Genomic DNA, 16,738 nt, shown 5'->3' with positions numbered 1-16,738 from the left:
CGCCTGCACCGAACATCACCGAGGATCGACACCGACGAATCGAGGGAAAACATGGGATTCAAGGACATCCTGAAATCGATGCGCGGTGGTGAGAAGAAGGGCGATCTCGAGGACGCCGGCGACACCGACGCCCCGGAGCCGACCTGGTTCCAGCCCCGCTACGACGGCAACTACCGGGCGGAACCAGAGCCGGGCAGCGGTCTTTCGCTCCGATTCCTGCCGGGCGGCAAGGTCTTCGAGTCGGCAACCGAAGCGGCGCCAGGCCCCGAGCAACAGAATCCCTGCCGCGGCGAGTACACGGCCGCCGGCCGGTTCAACGTCCAGCGCCAGTTCGAACGCATCATCAGCTACGCCATCCTGGAGATGCAGGACGACGGATTCCTGGCCCGACGCATCAACGGCGCCGACCGCACCACCATAGAACTGCTGTTCACCTTCAGTCCGGATCTCGCCGACTAGAGCTGCACCGTCGACGCGTCGGGTGAGGTAACCGATCGACAGGTCCTGTCCGACATGCAGTTCGAAGTCTCCGCCACGAGTGCTGAACACGCCTGGGTGAAAAAGTTCGGGTAATCGCTCAGATCCTCCGGCAGCGGCAGCGCGGCGTTGGAACTGCCCTTGCGCGTGCCGACGAGATCGACGACGCGGCGGCTGGCGAGGTGCCGCTCGAAGGTCCGGCGGGCCTCCTCCTCGATCTCGGCCCGTGCCGCTGCGGAAACCGGGGCAAGTTCGCGGTGCAGGTTATGGAGTGATCCGTCTCAGACTGCCGATGCCAGGAGACCCATCGGCGGTGGTGGGGGTGTTCAGGGGTGGCGGATCTTCCGGGACAGGCAGCGCTTCCACCGAGGCGGCGGCACCGGGCAGCGGCGGGAGGTCGTCGAGGAAGTCGGCGCTGGGTACGAAGAACAGCGCTCCCGTCAGCGCAGTGGAGAAGTCCAGGATCCGATCGTGGTTGCCCACCGGGAACCCGAGGAACATCCGGCGCAACATGAGCTCGGTGACCGCCGGATCGGCCGAATAGCCGATGAAGTAGGTGCCGAACTCGGCGCTGCCGACCCGCCCGAAAGGCATGTTGTCGCGAAGGATCTGGCGCTCCGTACCGTCCGGATCGGTGATGACGGTCAGCGCAGTGTGGGCATTGGACGGCTTGACTTCGTCGGCGAGTTCGATGTTGGACAGCTTCGTCCGGCCGACCACCCGCTCCTGCTCGTGCACGCTGATCGCGTTCCATGAGGCGAGATCGTGCAGGTACTTCTGCACGTGGACGTAGGTGCCTCCGGCGAAATCCGGGTCCTGATCGGTGATCAGCACCGCGGCGGCCGCGGCGTTCCCAGTCGGATTCTCGGTGCCGTCGACGAAACCCATCAGATCCCGCACCTCGAAGAAGCGGAACCCGTGCACCTCGTCCACCACGGTCGCGGCGCCGTCGAGCCGGTCCATCAACTGCCCGGCGAGTTCGAAGCAGACATCCATCTGGCCGCCGCGCAGATGGAACAGCAGATCCGCGGGAGTCGACGGCGCGTGGTGCTTGCTGCCGGTCAGCTCGCGGAACGGGCGCAGGTCGGCAGGACGTCGGCCGTCGAACAGCCGGTCCCAGGCATCGGAGCCGATCCCTACGACGGCACTCAAGGTAGCCGCCGGTACCCGAAATCCGACCGATCGGGACAGGCCGGCCAGGTCGGCCAGCACGTCGCGCACCGTCTCCTCGCCACCCGGGTCGATGGTCAGGGTCAGGAAGATCGCACTCGACGTCAGTGGCACCAGGACCGGCTGCGGGTCCGCGACAGTGATCATGATGCACTGAGTCCAGGGCGCCTGTTTCGTGACCGGCCCGGCCCCTGGGTTCCCGGGCGGCCGTCGGTCGGTTCGCGGTCGACCACATCGACGATGCCAGGACTCTAGGGGCCTCCGCGTAGGCTCAGCAGTTGTGAACGCCGACGAATCCGTAGAGCTCAAGGCCCTCGAAGCCACCATGACCAGCATCGAGGCCGTGCTGGACATCGAACGGTTGAAGGCCACCATCGTCGAGTTGTCCGAGGCGGCCAGCGTGCCGGACCTGTGGAATGACCAGGAGAAGGCGCAGCAGGTCACCAGCAAGCTCTCCCACGCCCAGACCGAGCTCAAGAAGGTCAAGGACCTCCGCCAACGGCTCGACGACCTCAACGTGCTCTTCGAACTCGCCGAGGACGATCCGGACACCATGATCGAGGCGCAGGCCGAACTCGTGTCGGTGCATGCCGAAGTCGAGACGATGGAGGTCCGGACCCTGCTGTCCGGCGAGTACGACGTCCGGGAAGCCCTCATCACCATCCGTTCCGAGGCCGGCGGGGTGGACGCCGCCGACTTCGCCGAGATGCTGATGCGGATGTATCTGCGCTGGTCGGAGCGCCACGGCTACACCACCGAGGTCTACGACACGTCCTATGCGGAAGAGGCCGGCATCAAGTCCGCCACTTTCCAGGTGAAGAGCCCGTACGCCTACGGCACCTTGTCGGTCGAGCAGGGCACGCACCGCCTCGTCCGGATCTCCCCGTTCGACAACCAGGGCCGCCGTCAGACCTCGTTCGCCGGCGTCGAGGTCATCCCGGTGCTGGAGACCAGCGACCACATCGATATCGACGAGAAGGAACTGCGCGTCGACGTCTACCGCTCGTCCGGCCCCGGCGGCCAGGGCGTCAACACCACCGACTCTGCAGTGCGGATCACCCATATCCCCACCGGCATCGTCGTCTCCTGCCAGAACGAGCGCTCGCAGATCCAGAACCGCGCCTCCGCGATGGCGGTGCTCGGAGCCAAGCTGCTGGTGCGACGCAAGGAGGAGGAGAAGGCAGCGATGGACGTGCTGCGCGGTGACGGCGGCAACTCCTGGGGCAACCAGATGCGCTCCTACGTCCTGCACCCGTACCAGATGGTCAAGGACCTCCGGACGAACTTCGAGGTGGGCAACCCCTCCGCGGTTTTTGACGGCGACATCGACGGGTTCCTCGAGGCCGGCATCCGCTGGCGCCGGTCGGCCGACCCGGTCAGCAACTGACCCGCCAGCTGGCCCGGCAGATCGCTCACTGACGGCTTGCGGTCCGTCAGATCGGGCCGGTGAGGGTGGCCAGGCCGTCCTTCAGCTCGTCCTCCTCGTACCGCAGGTGCGACAGCAGCAGGTCCGCGAGTTCCTGGGCGAGCCGCTGCACCTCGCGCGTGCCTTCGTTGGGCTGCCCCGCAACGGAGTTACCCGATGCCCACTCGGCGCCGGCGGCGTTCTCCTGGACCAGCAGTACCAGCGAGCGGTCGAACCGGTCCAGCACGTCCGCGATCACCTCGTGCTCGGCCTCGAGGCGGTGCAGCACCGGCCCGAGTTCCGGAGCGGAGGCCGCCACCGCCGGAAACATGTGGGTGTCCTCGATGGTGTGGTGGATCGTCACCACCCGGCAGTACGCCGCGCAGAAAGACCCGAGCGTCCACCGGTTCTGCCGCATCGTCATGCGGTTGATCAGGTTTCGCGCGGCCCCGGCATCCAGCTCGCCCGACGCCACGTCGGCGGCGGCCTGACCGATCTGCCTCAGCTCCTCGCGCAGATGATCGTGGATGGCCACCAAATTGCGGTGATTCCCGGCGCCGACCCGGCTCGGTGGTGCAGTGACCGGGACGGCGACCGGCCGATCTGCGACGGGCAGACCTCCTGCGGTGCCCCAGTTGCCCTCCCGTTCGGTAGTTCTCATGGCGCCCACACCTGGCCTGACGCAGTACCTCTCATGTGATCACCACGCACATCGGTCCTGCGACGGCGAAAGATCTGGGCTCGGCCATCCGATCCTGGGTGTCGAGCACCATCACCCGATTCGCCCGGGTGGCGCTCACGTACAGCAGGTCGCCGTCGAGGGCGAGGTGCCGGGGCCAGGCGCCGCACGGTGTCTCGCGGAGAATCGCGCCGGTCGCGATCGACAGGGTCGCGACGGTGTCGGCGCCGCGGTTGGCCACGTGGACCACGAACGACCCGCCGACCCGCAGGTCGCTCGGGTAGTTGGGTTCGCCCGCGACCGAGGGCGATCCCGAGGACGGAGTCGCCTGCCAGTCGACCAGCCGCCGGTTGACATGGCGGGCCCGCAGGAGTGTCGAGTCCAGTTCGCCCGTCACGACCACACGGCCGTCGGGCAGCCGGACGAGGTGCCGTGGACCGGATCCGGGCGGGCCGTGGCTCACGACCGGGTCCACCAGAGCGCCGTCCACCAGTACATAGCTGACCACCTGGTCGGCCCCGAGATCCACCACCAGCACCTCGTTCTCCGGCCCGACGATCACCTGGTGGATGTGCGACTCGCCCTGACGCCCGGCCACCGGCCCCGGCACCGTGCTCCGGCTGACAGCTGTGACGGTTGAGAGCGATCCATCGGGCGAGATCGGCAGCACCGCAACAGATCCCACTTCGCTGCCGTGATAGTTGGCGACCAGCAGGAAGTCTCCGCTGTCGTCCACTACGACGTGGCAGGGCTCGCCGCCGCCGGAGTGCACCGGGACACCGACCCTGGTCAGTTCCACGCCGGGACCGCCGATCCGCCAGACGTGCACGTAACCCACCGACACCCCCGACACCCCGTACAGGTAGCGCCCGCTCGGATCGACGGCGAGGTAGAGCATCTCGTCCACCGGCACCTTCGCGACCAGTCGAAAATCCCCGGGCGCCGAGACGGTGAACACCGAGACACCACCACCCTCGCCGGCGATGCCCTCCCCCGCGACGTAGATCATCCGATTTCCCCTCTCGACGGTCACGGCATCGCCACGACATCCGAAGCGGACCGCACAACCTTCGCGCTGCGCCGCAGGCCTTTTCCGGGCAGATCCCCGGTCGGTCGACCGGCGCAGAGAACGACGATCCCATTGACCAGCACCTCGTCGATGCCGACGGCCGGCTGCCGCGGATGGTCGTAGTCGGCCCGGTCGGCCACCGTAGCCGGGTCGACGACGATCAGGTCCGCAGCCCGCCCCGGGGCGACGGCTCCGCGGTCGCCGAGGCCGTGTCGTTCCGCGGTCCGCCCGGACAGGTGGCGAGCGGCCTGTTCCCACGAGTAGTCACCACGTTGGCGGGTGTACAGCGCGAGGTAGCGGGCAAAGGTGCCCCAGCCACGCGGATGTGGATGCCCGCCGAGGTAGATGCCGTCGGTGGAGCCGACGTGCACCGGGTGGGTGAAGATCTCCGCCAGTTCGTCGACCGGGCGCTGGTCGGGCACCTTGAGCACCGCACTGACGGCCAGCCGCGAGGCCCCGATGATGCGCAGCCCGAACTCGCCGGGATCGGTACCGGCCCGCTCCGCGGCCCCCGCCAGGGTCAGGCCCTCGGCCCACCGGTACTCAGGGGCCGCCACTCCCGCCAGGGTGATCCCTTGCGCCCAACCGGGTCCGAAGCCGGGGCGGGAAGCCATCTGCGGCAGGTGGTCCCGGATGATCTCGGCGCGGCGGACCGGGTCGGTCAGTTGTTCGGCGGCGGCATGTGCCCCCAGGCGCAGCAATGCCGGCGGCACCATCGGCATGGCCAGCAGGGTGCATCCCCGCCGGTAGGGGTACGCGTCGAAGCTCAGATCGGCCCCCGCCGCCGCGGCTTGCGACAGACAGTGCGTGATGAGCGCAGCCGGTCCGTGCAGGTGCGAGACGTGGGCCGAAACGCCGGTGGCGACGGCGATCCGGACCACCTCGTCGATACCGACCGGGGTGTTCTCCTCGTACCCGCCGCGCATGTGGGACACGTAGATCGCGCCCACCTGCGCCACCGGCCGGTTCAGGGCGATCAACTCGTCGGTGTCGGCGAAATAGCCTGGTGCGTAGTCCAGTCCGGTCGAGAGGCCCAACGCCCCCTCCGTCAGACCGAGCCGGAGCAGACCCGTCATCCGGGCGAGCTCTCCGGTGGTGGGAGGCCGATCGTCATCGCCCATCACCTCGTGGCGCACGGTGCCGTGCGGCACCAGATATCCGACGTTGACCGCGACGCGCCCGGCATAGGTCTCCAGAAGCGAAGCCACTCCCCCGCCGGAATACGTCGGATGGGCACCGTTCAGGGCGGCGAAGTACTCACTGGCATAACGCCCGTCACCCGGCGCGAACCCGACACCGTCCTGCCCGCCGATGACGGTGGTGATGCCCTGACTGAGCAGGGCGAACCCGATCTCGGGATCGAAAACCCTTGCCTCGGCGTGCGAATGGGCATCGATGAAGCCAGGCATCACCAGCCGGCCCGAGCAGTCGAGCACCACATCGTCTTCATGGACGGGGATCTCGCCGACAGCGGTGACCAGCGGCCCGTCAACGGCGACGTCCGCCTTCCGCACGGCACGACCCGATCCGTCGACCACCGTGCCGCCGCGGAGCACCGTCCGGCTCACGCCGACTCCGTCGGTTCGCGGGCTCCCACGGTGATCTCGTCGGCCATCTGCAGCCGTCCGGCGAGCAGGCCACCATCGACCGGCAGGATTACGCCGGTGATCCAGGCGGCACCGGGACCGGCAAGGAACAGCACTGCGGAGGCGACGTCCGCCGGCGTGCCCACCCGGCCGAGCGGGTACCACTTGGCCGCGCGGGTCAGCACCTGCGGGTCGGCGTCCTGGCGCTCCTGCCAGATCGCCGTCGCGATGGTGCCGGGAGCAACAGCGTTGCAACGGATCCCGTGCGCGCCGTAGCGGACTGCGATGCTCTTCGTCAGGCTGATCAGGCCGGCCTTGGCAGCGCTGTACGCCTCGTTGCCGACGTAGGTCAGGCCGTTCACCGACGTGATGTTGACGATGACCCCGGCGCCCGCAGCGATCATGCCGGGCAGAACGGCGGAGATGGTGTGGAACGCACCATCGAGACTGACGGCGATGTCCCGGTGCCACAGCTCTTCCGGCAACTCGCCGAACGGCACGTCGCTGGCGACGCCCGCGTTGTTGACGAGGACGTCGACGGTGCCCAGTTCCTGCTCGATCCGGGCGACCGCGGCGCGAACCTGCTCGCGCGAGGTGACGTCGACGGTGATCGCCGTCGAGCCAGGCAGGCGAGCGGCGACAGCGACAGCCGCGGCGCCGTCGACATCCGCAACGACAACTCGATCACCCTGCGCAGCAGCATATTCCGCGATGACGGCGCCGATACCGGATCCGGCTCCGGTGACCAGCACGATGCGATCGGACATGTCCGGGGCTCCTCGGGTTCGGCTCGGTCAGGGGGTGCATGGGTGGCTGGGTGGGGATCAGAAGAAGGTGCGGACCAGCGCGACGACCCGGGGGTCGTCGGCGTCCGAATCCTCCACCTCCGGGATCAGCGTCCATTTGTCAAGGGCCGTACAGGGGTGGGACAGCCCGAGCCGGACGATGTCGCCGACCTCGACGTCGTCGACGCCCAGCTCCAGGTAGGCGTGCTGATCGTTGAGCTTGGAGATGGTGGCACCGGTCAGGGTCGTCCAGGTTCCATCCGGCCGCAGCCGGCGCTGCGGTTCGGGAAGTCCCTGGTCGAACGGAAGGTCGCGGCGCCCCGCATCCAGCAGCGCGAGACCGGCTTCCGGATGCGAGATCACCCGCGCCCAGGCGTGCATCGCCGAGGTCAGCGCCGGTCCGTCGCCGCGGGCACCCGGCGTGATCCCCCGGTAGTAGCCGTCGTCGTGCACGACGTAGGCCCCTGACCGGAGCACCACCTCCGTCACCGGCCCGGACGATCCGGTGGGGTCGGACAACGGGCCGAGGCGCTCGGCGACACGATCGAAGAACGCGCTGCCGCCGACGGTGACCATCGCCGAGCCGGCCGTCGTGAGGTCGTACAGGCGGCCGACCGTGGCATGCAACCCGGCCAACTCGTCGAGGTAGACGTCAACGGACGCAAGCTGTTCCGCGCCGGTGCCGAACGCAACCGCCCCTTCGTACCCGCACACCCCGACCAGCCGCAGACGCGCCGACTCGAACACGGCCTGCGCCACCTCCTGCGCCGCTGCCAGACCGCGTGCTCCGGTCCGGCCGCCGACGGCCCCGAGCTCGACGCACACGTCGACAGAGGATCCGGGCGGCAACGCCTCGGTCATCTGGTGGACGGCCTCCAGCGAGTCCACCCAACTGCTGAATCGGAACTTCGGGTCGGCGACCTGTTGGGCCGCAAGCCATCGGAGGCCGGCCGGCCGGAGCATCGAGTTCGCGAGGTGGATCCGCTGGAGGCCGAAGGCCCGTCCGGCCCGTACCTGAGGTTCGTTCGCGAGAGTGATACCCCAGGCCCCGGACCGGAGCTGGGCCAGGTAGATCGCGGGCGCCATGGTCGTCTTGCCGTGCGGCGCCAGCTGCAATCCGCGGGTCGAACACCATTGCGCCATCGCCGCGATGTTGCCGGCCATGGCTCTGCTGTCCAGCGTCAACAAAGGAGTGCCGAAATCGCTGAGCCGCGGGCCCGTGGCGAGGAATTCCGCGACGGTGTATTCGTCGGCGATCGCCGGAATGGCCTTGAACCGCCAGTCGAGCACCTCGTCGGCCAACCTGGTCACCGTGTCGGCCAGCGCCGGGTCGTCGCCTCTCATCGTGATGAGCCTACGATGATCAGGTTTTCGCCAGGCCAAGGGGTGCCGGTTGGTGGCCCGGGAAGATGGTGGACAGACTGCCGATCCCGAGGCGCTTCTGGATCACCTCGCCGAGCACGTCGTAAGCGCTGTTGAGCGGGGCCACATCCCCATCGACCAGCGCGGTGGCCGACAGCGGCTTCCACGCGCCGAACACCGACGATTTGGCCAGACCACCGCCGAGCAGGAACATCATCGATCCGGTGCCGTGATCGGTGCCGTTCGAGGCGTTGGCGTTCACCCGACGGCCGAACTCCGTCATCACCACCACGGTGACCCGCTTGCGCCGGGTCGGCCCGAGGTCGGTCATGAACGCGGCCAGGGCTTTTGCCGCCGATGCGGTGAGCGCGTCGATGTCGGCGGCCTCTTCGGTGTGGGTGTCCCAGCCGCCGACGTCGACCGTCGCGACCTCGACTCCCACCTCGGCGCGGAGCAGGGTCGCCAGGTCCGCCAGCGAACTGGCGAAGTTGCCCTCGGGGTAGACGGCCCCGTTCTTCACGCCGGCGGTGGCCGCCGCGGCCTGGGCCGTCGAGATCGCCGACAGCGTGGTCTGCACGTCCGAGGCGAGCGGGATGCTCATCCCGCGGTAGAGGGCGCTGATCGCCGTCATGCTCAGGGCCTTGACGCCGTCCCAACCGGGAAAGTCGAAGGCGGACAACGAGTCCATCGCGATCTTCTGCTGGTTCCCGGCCATCGACGCCGGGGTGACCGTTCCCTCGGCCAACGCCCGGAACGTGGTGCCGGGGCCGAGCGCCGACAGGGTGCGGTCCAGCCAACCGGAGGTGGAACTCGGGCCACCCCGCTCCAACGTCTGCTGGGCCTGGAAGTGGCTTCTGGTCACCCCGGCGGCCGAGACGGCCGGGACGAAGGCCAGTTCCCCGCTGGACCAGAATGGGAGCAACGGGTCGAAACCCTTGTTGACGCCCCATCCCCCGGCCCCCACCAGGGTCCTGATGTCGGCATCGGCCTGGACCAGGGTCGGCCGGAGCGAACGGAGGTAGGCGTTGCCCAGTGCGGGCGCCTGCGGCACCAGCATGCGGAGGCCGTCGGCCCCACCCCGCAGGAAGATGGTGATCACGGTGTTGGGCGGCGTGACGCTGCCCGCCGCGGCGTACGCGACCCGGGTCGTCACCAGCTGCGACGCCAGGGCGGCCACACCGGCCATCCCGACGCCCTGCAGCATCCGGCGGCGGGTGAAACCCTTGGACCACAGCTCTTCCTGACAGGCGAGGCCGTCCTGCACCGTCTCGGCCTGTGCCACCAGGGCCTTCTCGACGCGCTTCTGACGCTCCGGATCGACCTCGAGCCGATGTCGCCCGCCCGACCGACCGGCCGCCGGGCCGTGCTGCTGCCTCTCCGGCCCATGCTGCTGTCCGAGAACATGCTGCTGTGCCGTCATCGATGTGTAGTCCCCGTCGTGAGTGCGAAACACGGCGGCTGACCCGTCAGCCGAGCGCATGGTAGGAGGAATCCAGGATCAGCGGCACCAGGTGGTCGAGGTACCAACGGAGGTTCGACTGGGCCATCGGGGTGGCGGCCGGCTCGCGCAGGAACGCCTGCAGCGCAGCAACTTGAGCCGCCGTCATCGGACCGCCGACCAGGCGGGAGATGAGCGCGGCGATGGCCGCCCCGCTCGTCGCCGGAGCACCGTAGAGAGTGGTGTTGGCCGGGGCGACCAGGTCCTTCCACCAGTTCTGGCTGAAGCCGCGGTGCGCCTGCCACAACGCCAGCAGGTTGCTCGAGGAACGCCAGGCCGCCGCCGCGTCCGGGTATCCGTTGGGGGGCGCCCAGTCCAGCGGAGCGTTGCCGACCGACGCCGTCATCCAGTGCAGGGTGTCGAGCGAAGCGCGGGTGTTGCCCGCCATGTTGAGGTCGAGGATCCGCAGCGTCGCGATCAGGTTCTCGGCGGGCCGTCGCACCTTCTGGTACTTGCTCGCCCAGAACTCGGCAGAGGTGAAGATCGCCTTGATCGTGGGCAGGATCGCGGTTCCGTTGGCCAGGTAGGTCTTCGCGACCAGCGCGATCAACGCGGCGGACGGATTGTCGGACACGAAACGCACGCAGAGCTTGCGGGCCAGGTTGTTGGCCGTCGAGGGGTGGCCGGCGAGGTACCGCAGGTAGGCATCGCCGACTGCGACACCGGCCGCAGCATCGGCATTGGTGTGGTTGAAGCCCAGCACCCGCACCGGTCCGGTCCAGTGGATGTCGGGTCGGTAGACGTAGTTGCCGGCGTCGTCGATGGTCCGGCCGGTGAGGATCCTCGCCGAGTACTTGACGTCCGTCTCGGTGAAGCCGGAGCCGAGCCCGACGGTGTGGAGCTCGAGCAGTTCGCGACCGTAGTTCTCGTTGACGATGCGCTTCGTCGACTCGGCGAGGTTCAGGAACAACAGCATCGCGGGGTTCCTGGCCGAGGCGACCAACATGTCGCTGAAGGTCCCGAACGCATACTTGCGCACCACGTCCCGGTCCATCAGGTGACGGACCCAGGTCTGCCCGTCGGAATGGTTGGCGATGTTCAGGTGGTTGCCGAAGAAGTCGACGACGCGCTCGTACAGCTGGGCCGGGCTCCACGCCTGCAGGCCGAGGGTGACGAGGGTCAACTGGTCCATCATCTCCCAGCCGTACTCGTTGCCGCCGGCCTTGAGTGCCGCCCTGACCTGCACGGGACTCATGTTCAACATCGGTCCGACGGTGGAGACCCGGCCGTGGGCTCGGTACAGGGGGTACTGCCGGCCAAGGGCGACCTGGCCGTCCCACCACGCGGTCGGGCCCTGGTGGGCCAGCACGTTCAGCGTCGCGGGAGTCCCGCCGAAGGCGAATCGGGAGAGCAGGTGGTATTGCTGGGCGACGGTCGGTCGCGCCGGGACGGGACCGACCGGGGCGGCCGAGACCCCTCGGGTGCCGGAGAGACCCGACATCAACATCGTGCTGTCCACGCGTGGTCTCCTCGTGCTCCGTTTTCAGCAGCTGCGCCCGTGACCAATCCGCTACTCAACGTACTTTTTGTTCTACGGAACGTGATGAAGCCTAGGTTGCCACCGCCGGAAAGGAAAGGGGTCGTCGAGGATCCGCCGGTCTCGCCGAAGCTGAACGTTAAGCATTTTCCTCCCGGTTGCGCATTGCACTCCAGTTATGCCACTTCAATGCCTGCCTCCAAGGATTAACCGGTTCGGTCACTGGTAATCTAACGACCGCCGAGGCGTCGATCACGCACCGGAACGATGACCAAGGATCTGCCGCGACCAATGGAGTGTGCTGCGTGCCCGTCAACCGTCAGGAACTCGTCACCGGGTGGGAACTACGACTGGCCGGCGCCAACCCGGCCATCCGGCCGCCGGCCATCCCGGCGGCCATCCCGGCCAGCGTGCCAGGATGCGTGCACACCGATCTGCTGGTCGCCGGCCTGATCCCCGACCCGTACCTCGACGAGAACGAGTTGACGCTGGACTGGATCGGCCACCAGCAGTGGTCCTACCGAACGACTTTCACGTACTCACCAGACGGCGCCGATCAGGTGGAGCTGGTCTGCGACGGGCTCGACACCGTCGCCACCGTCCTGGTCAACGGACTCGAGGTCGGCCGGTTCGCGAACCAGCACCGGTCGTACCGCATCCCGATCGCCGGGACGCTGCAGACCGGCGACAACGAGATCGAGATCGTCTTCGATTCCGCCTGGGCCTACGCCGAGAAGATTCAGCGCGAACTGGGCAACCTGCCCAATGCTTACCCGACGCCCTTCAACTTCATCCGCAAGATGGCCTGCAACTTCGGCTGGGACTGGGGGCCGACGGTGGTGACAGCCGGCATCTGGAAGCCGATCGCGATCGAGAGTTGGTCGACGGCCAGACTTTCGGTCGTGCGTCCCGTCGCGACGGTCCGCGGCCCGAACGGCGTGCTCACCGTCGACGTCGACGTCGAAGACATCAGACCCGTAGCAGCGCAACAGCTCTCGCTGTTGATCAGTATTGCCGGACAAGTCGTGTCGGCCGAGATCCCCGCTGGCGCGAGCCACCTGCAGGTCGAGGTGGAGGTTCCGGAGGTCGAACTGTGGTGGCCGCACGATCTCGGCTCCCAGCCGCTCTACGACCTGTCGGTGGAGTTGAGCACCGGGGACGGCCTGCTCGACCGCTGGGACCGCGGCATCGGATTCCGCAACATCCGACTGGACACCACGCCCGACGAGATCGGCTCTGCCTTCACCCTGGTGGTCAACGAGGTCCCGATCTTCGTCCGTGGCGCGAACTGGATCCCCGACGACTGCTTCCCCTCCCGGATCACCTCCGACCGGCTGCGGACCCGGATCGAGCAGAGCAAAGGGGCCAACATCAACCTGCTCCGCGTCTGGGGCGGCGGGATGTACGAGTCGGACGACTTCTACGGACTGTGCGACGAGCTGGGAGTGCTTGTCTGGCAGGACTTCCTGTTCGCCTGCGCGGCCTATCCGGAGGAAGAGCCGATCCGCGGCGAGGTGATCGCCGAAGCCACGGAGAACGTCATCCGGCTGATGCCACACCCGAGTCTGGTGCTCTGGAACGGCTGCAACGAGAACATCTGGGGCTGGTTCGACTGGTCCTGGCGGGAACCGGTCGGCGCGAGGACCTGGGGAGCCGGCTACTACCTCGAGATCCTGCCCGCCATCGTCGCGGCGATGGATCCGAGTCGTCCGTACTACCCGGGCAGCCCCTTCTCCGGGTCGATGGAGATCCACCCCAACGTCGACAACCACGGGCTCCGCCACATCTGGGACGTCTGGAACGACATCGATTACAGCCACTACCGCGACTACGTCCCGAGATTCGTCGCGGAGTTCGGCTACCAGGGACCGCCGAACGCCGCGACCATCGAGCGGTCGATCCATGATCGGCCGAGGACCCACACCTCCAGCGGGATGCTGCACCACCAGAAGGCGACCGATGGCAACGGAAAGCTGGCCAGGGGTGCCGCACCGCACCTCCCGGTGATCGAGACCTTCAGCGAGTGGCACTACCTGATGCAGCTCAACCAGGCCGAGGCCATCCGCTACGGCATCGAACACTTCCGGTCGCACCGGGGTGTCTGCATGGGCACGGTGGTGTGGCAGATCAATGACTGCTGGCCGGTGACGAGCTGGGCTGCCATCGATGGTGACGGCCGGAAAAAGCTGCTGTGGTACGCACTCCGAGATTCCTACGCGCCGCACCTGTTGACCATCCAGCCTCGTGAGGACGGACTGTTCCTGTTCGGCGTCAACGACGCGGGGGTGTCCTGGCGCGGCGCAACCACGGTCCAGCGGGTCGGCTTCGACGGCACCGTGCTGGCCACGTTCGAGACGCGGCTGGTGGTCGACCGATTGGCCTCCGCGTCGGTGGAGCTGCCGGAACGGGTGACCGCGGTCGGCGACGCCCGGAGCGAGTACCTCATCGCCACTGCCACGGGCGGGGAACGCGCACTCTGGTTCTTCGCCCCGGACAAGGACCTGGCGCTTGCGCCAGATGCACTGACAGCCGTCGTGCAGCAGGCAGATCACGGAATCGACGTAACGGTGCACGCCACGTCGCTTGCCCGCCACGTGACGGTGATGGCAGACCGCTGGCACCCGGACGCCGTGGTGGACGAGGCGACGGCCACCATCGGGGCGGGTGGCGGTCGGACGTTCCGGATCACCGCCCCGGCGGCCGCCGACGCCGCGACCTTCGTGTCGTCCGGCGCGCTGATGTGCCTGAACGACCTCTTGACGACGCCGCCGCCGGGCATGTCTGCCTGACCGCACCTGACGAGACCCTTCAAGGCAAGCCTGACGGGCGCAATTCCCGTCAGGCTCGGGCCAGGGCCACCCGGTCCTGCAGGTAGTCGATCAACGTCTCTTCGGCCAGCGGACGGCTGTAGAGGTAGCCCTGTACGGCCTCGCAGCCGTATTGGACGAGAAGGTCTGCCTGGTCCTGGGTCTCGACGCCCTCTGCGACCACCGTCATGCCGAGGGCACGTCCGATCGCCAGGATCCCCCGGACGACCGCATCGCAGCTTGGATCGACGCCGAGTCCGGCAACGAACCTGATGTCGATCTTCAGCATGTCCACCGGCAGCTCGGTGATGCGGGTCAGGCTGCTGTAGCCCGTCCCCAGATCGTCGATGGCGACCGAGATCCCGTGGGCACGGAGGTCCAGCAGGTCCCGCCGGAGCGAGTCCGCGACCATCGGCATGTGCGTCTCGGTCAGCTCGAGGACAAGATGTTCGGGCGGCAGGCCGTGGCGCTCCATCGCAGCGAGGACATCACCGCCGAGGTCACCCGACCCCAATTGCCGGCCGGAGATGTTGACGTGCACCTCCGGCGCGTCCGGCCCGAGCAATTCAGCCCACCGTGCGGCCATCCGGCACGATTCGTCGATCACCCGCCGTCCGATGGGAATCATCAGATCTCCACCCTCGGCGACGTCGAGGAACTCACCCGGTCCCAGCAGTCCGCGGACGGGATGCAGCCACCGCAACAGGTTCTCGACCGCGATCACCCGGCCGGTCGAGATATCGTAGATGGGCTGGCCGAACAGGATCAGCTCGTCGTTCGCCAGAGCCAGGCGCAGTTCGCTCTCGATGCGGATCCTCCGGACGGCACGCGCGGTACGGGCGACAACAGCCGGGTCGTCGATCCCGCCGAGCCGGATCGCGTTCTTCCCAGTACGTTTCACCTCTCGCATGGCTTCCGCGGATTCACGGAGCAGCTGCCCGGGATCCGAGCTGATGCTGGACACGCTCACGCCGATGCTGGCGCCGAGGGTGAACGTGTCGCTCCCGTCGTGATGCGGGGCGTGCAGTGCGGCCAGCACCCGCTCGGCGATCTTGGCCGCGGCCTCGGCACCCTCGAGAGCGACACATCCGATGACGAACTCGTCACCGCCCAGCCGGGCGAGGATGTCACCAGGACGGATGGTCAACCGCAGCCGTTCGACGACCTCACCGAGGATGCGGTCGCCGGCGGGCCGGCCCCACGTGGTGTTGACGCTCTTGAACCCGTCGATGCCGATGGTCAGCAGCCCCACGTGCCGACCCGACCGGATGCCCTCGGCAAGTGCATGCTCGAGGTGGTCCATCAGCAGGACCCGGTTGGGCAGGCCAGTCAGTTCGTCGTGCAAAACCTGGGGACGAAGTCGGGTCTCGACATGCTTCCTGGCCGTGATGTTCTCGACCTGACCGATGACGCACCCCGGCCCGGTCCCGCGTGATGGGCTCATCGTCAGATGTACCCACAGGTCGAGCTGGTCCGCGCCGATCCACCGCCGTTCATGCCACCGTTCGGCGGGCCGCTGCTCGGCCAGGACGGCAGAACGGTCCTCCAACTTGCCCTTGTGCAACGTGCCCTCGTGCTCCGGGTGGGTCAGATCGGCGAGCGTCATCTCCAACAACTGGTCGGCCGTGTATCCGGTCAGACGGCAGAGCGCCGGGTTGACCCTCAGGAAGCGGGCCGGACAGGACGGGTCCGTCCCGAGCATCATCATGCCGTTCGGCGCGTAGTCGAAGAGGTCGTCGAACTGCGCCTCCACCTTCCTCAGCGTGTCCCTGGCTGTGGTCAACTCGGTCGCGGCGTCCGACTCCGGCGGTGTCGTCTCGATGCCGGCGGTCGGCCCGTGCACATCGGACGCTGCTCGGTCCGACAGGGACAGCATCGTTCTGGCGATGGCCGGTGGCGACGAGTCGGTGGCCCCGTCAGGCGCCACGGCAGAGGTGAAGGTCGACAACAAGACCATGCAGATGCTCCCGTCACAGAATGTGATGTAGTGCGGCTGTGCCCCGAGCGACCGTCATGATCTCCTGCATCGGAAACGCAATGACTTCGAAGCAATCGGCAGATGGTCTACCAGGGTTCGTCCTTCTGATTTTCCGGTTCCACCTGCCGCCACGGATGATATTAGCCGAGCGGGGACGTTGGGCGAAGATCGCGGGAGCAGCGAAACTCATTCGATGGTAAGAACCATCCAAAGAGTGAATCCGACGTGACCATGAGTACTTGTATCCGGCAGAATCAGGCTTTGGCGCTGCCGGACAACACCTGCTGCGAGAAACCCGTCCGGGATGACGGCGACGCAGAACGGCGACAGCGAGTGAAAGCAGTCGACAAAAACCTGCTCGCACAGGTGATGGGCGTCGTTCTTCCGAGAAGATCGGCCGGGCGGGCCGATGCCCGCCACTCTCGGCAACTTCCACACCGGTCAA

General features: G+C 67.6%; 13 protein-coding genes and 1 pseudogene. 3 read left to right on the top strand and 11 right to left on the bottom strand.

Annotated elements, in window-relative coordinates; all coding sequences use genetic code 11:
* Positions 1 to 51: 51 nt before the first annotated feature.
* Positions 52 to 459 carry a hypothetical protein gene (locus ABIB25_RS05275; protein ID WP_354527364.1) on the top strand — a complete coding sequence of 136 codons (408 nt, stop codon included), beginning with the start codon at positions 52 to 54 and terminating at the stop codon, positions 457 to 459.
* A gap of 167 nt (positions 460 to 626) precedes the next feature.
* Here the strand turns inward: ABIB25_RS05275 and ABIB25_RS05270 are convergent.
* Positions 627 to 740: pseudogene (locus ABIB25_RS05270) on the bottom strand (encapsulin); the annotation flags it as partial.
* Position 741: 1 nt separating this feature from the next.
* Positions 742 to 1,794, bottom strand: a complete 1,053-nt coding sequence (locus tag ABIB25_RS05265; RefSeq protein WP_354527363.1) for a Dyp-type peroxidase — start codon at positions 1,792 to 1,794, stop codon at positions 742 to 744.
* A gap of 133 nt (positions 1,795 to 1,927) precedes the next feature.
* Here ABIB25_RS05265 and prfB point away from each other — a divergent pair, with 133 nt between their 5' ends.
* Positions 1,928 to 3,034, top strand: coding sequence for a peptide chain release factor 2 (gene prfB / locus ABIB25_RS05260; RefSeq protein ID WP_354527362.1), 1,107 nt, complete (start codon positions 1,928 to 1,930; stop codon positions 3,032 to 3,034).
* Positions 3,035 to 3,080: 46 nt separating this feature from the next.
* Here the strand turns inward: prfB and ABIB25_RS05255 are convergent, their stop codons facing one another.
* Genes ABIB25_RS05255 through ABIB25_RS05225 form a run of 7 tightly spaced genes read right to left on the bottom strand, consistent with a single transcriptional unit; the run spans position 3,081 to position 11,490 of the window.
* Positions 3,081 to 3,713, bottom strand: a complete 633-nt coding sequence (locus tag ABIB25_RS05255; RefSeq protein WP_354527361.1) for a hemerythrin domain-containing protein — start codon at positions 3,711 to 3,713, stop codon at positions 3,081 to 3,083.
* Positions 3,714 to 3,744: 31 nt separating this feature from the next.
* Positions 3,745 to 4,740: a lactonase family protein gene (locus tag ABIB25_RS05250; protein ID WP_354527360.1), complete on the bottom strand. Its 996-nt coding sequence runs from the start codon at positions 4,738 to 4,740 to the stop codon at positions 3,745 to 3,747.
* A 20-nt stretch (positions 4,741 to 4,760) separates the two neighbouring features.
* Positions 4,761 to 6,368: an N-acyl-D-amino-acid deacylase family protein gene (locus ABIB25_RS05245; RefSeq protein WP_354527359.1), complete on the bottom strand. Its 1,608-nt coding sequence runs from the start codon at positions 6,366 to 6,368 to the stop codon at positions 4,761 to 4,763.
* On the bottom strand, positions 6,365 to 7,153 hold the full coding sequence (locus tag ABIB25_RS05240; RefSeq protein WP_354527358.1) for an SDR family oxidoreductase: 789 nt from the start codon (positions 7,151 to 7,153) through the stop codon (positions 6,365 to 6,367). The genes ABIB25_RS05245 and ABIB25_RS05240 overlap by 4 nt, the downstream gene beginning before the upstream one ends.
* 57 nt (positions 7,154 to 7,210) lie before the next feature.
* Positions 7,211 to 8,521, bottom strand: coding sequence for a type III PLP-dependent enzyme domain-containing protein (locus ABIB25_RS05235; protein ID WP_502919755.1), 1,311 nt, complete (start codon positions 8,519 to 8,521; stop codon positions 7,211 to 7,213).
* A 13-nt stretch (positions 8,522 to 8,534) separates the two neighbouring features.
* Positions 8,535 to 9,953, bottom strand: coding sequence for a DUF1501 domain-containing protein (locus ABIB25_RS05230; RefSeq protein ID WP_354527356.1), 1,419 nt, complete (start codon positions 9,951 to 9,953; stop codon positions 8,535 to 8,537).
* A gap of 46 nt (positions 9,954 to 9,999) precedes the next feature.
* Entirely contained in the window at positions 10,000 to 11,490 is a 1,491-nt protein-coding gene (locus ABIB25_RS05225) for a DUF1800 domain-containing protein (RefSeq protein WP_354527355.1), read from the bottom strand.
* Between the two features lie 323 nt (positions 11,491 to 11,813).
* On the opposite strand from ABIB25_RS05225, the gene ABIB25_RS05220 reads away from it, so the two are divergent.
* The gene (locus tag ABIB25_RS05220; protein WP_354527354.1) at positions 11,814 to 14,297 is read left to right on the top strand and encodes a glycoside hydrolase family 2 protein; all 2,484 of its coding nucleotides are present in this window, start codon (positions 11,814 to 11,816) and stop codon (positions 14,295 to 14,297) included.
* Between the two features lie 49 nt (positions 14,298 to 14,346).
* Here the strand turns inward: ABIB25_RS05220 and ABIB25_RS05215 are convergent, their stop codons facing one another.
* Positions 14,347 to 16,272, bottom strand: coding sequence for a putative bifunctional diguanylate cyclase/phosphodiesterase (locus ABIB25_RS05215; protein WP_354527353.1), 1,926 nt, complete (start codon positions 16,270 to 16,272; stop codon positions 14,347 to 14,349).
* Between the two features lie 207 nt (positions 16,273 to 16,479).
* Positions 16,480 to 16,731, bottom strand: a complete 252-nt coding sequence (locus ABIB25_RS05210) for a hypothetical protein (protein ID WP_354527352.1) — start codon at positions 16,729 to 16,731, stop codon at positions 16,480 to 16,482.
* Between the last annotated feature and the right edge of the window lie 7 nt (positions 16,732 to 16,738).

Origin of the sequence: Nakamurella sp. UYEF19 (genome assembly GCF_040546275.1) — a bacterium.
GTDB lineage: Bacteria > Actinomycetota > Actinomycetes > Mycobacteriales > Nakamurellaceae > Nakamurella.
This window is presented reverse-complemented; position numbering and strand designations above follow the sequence as displayed.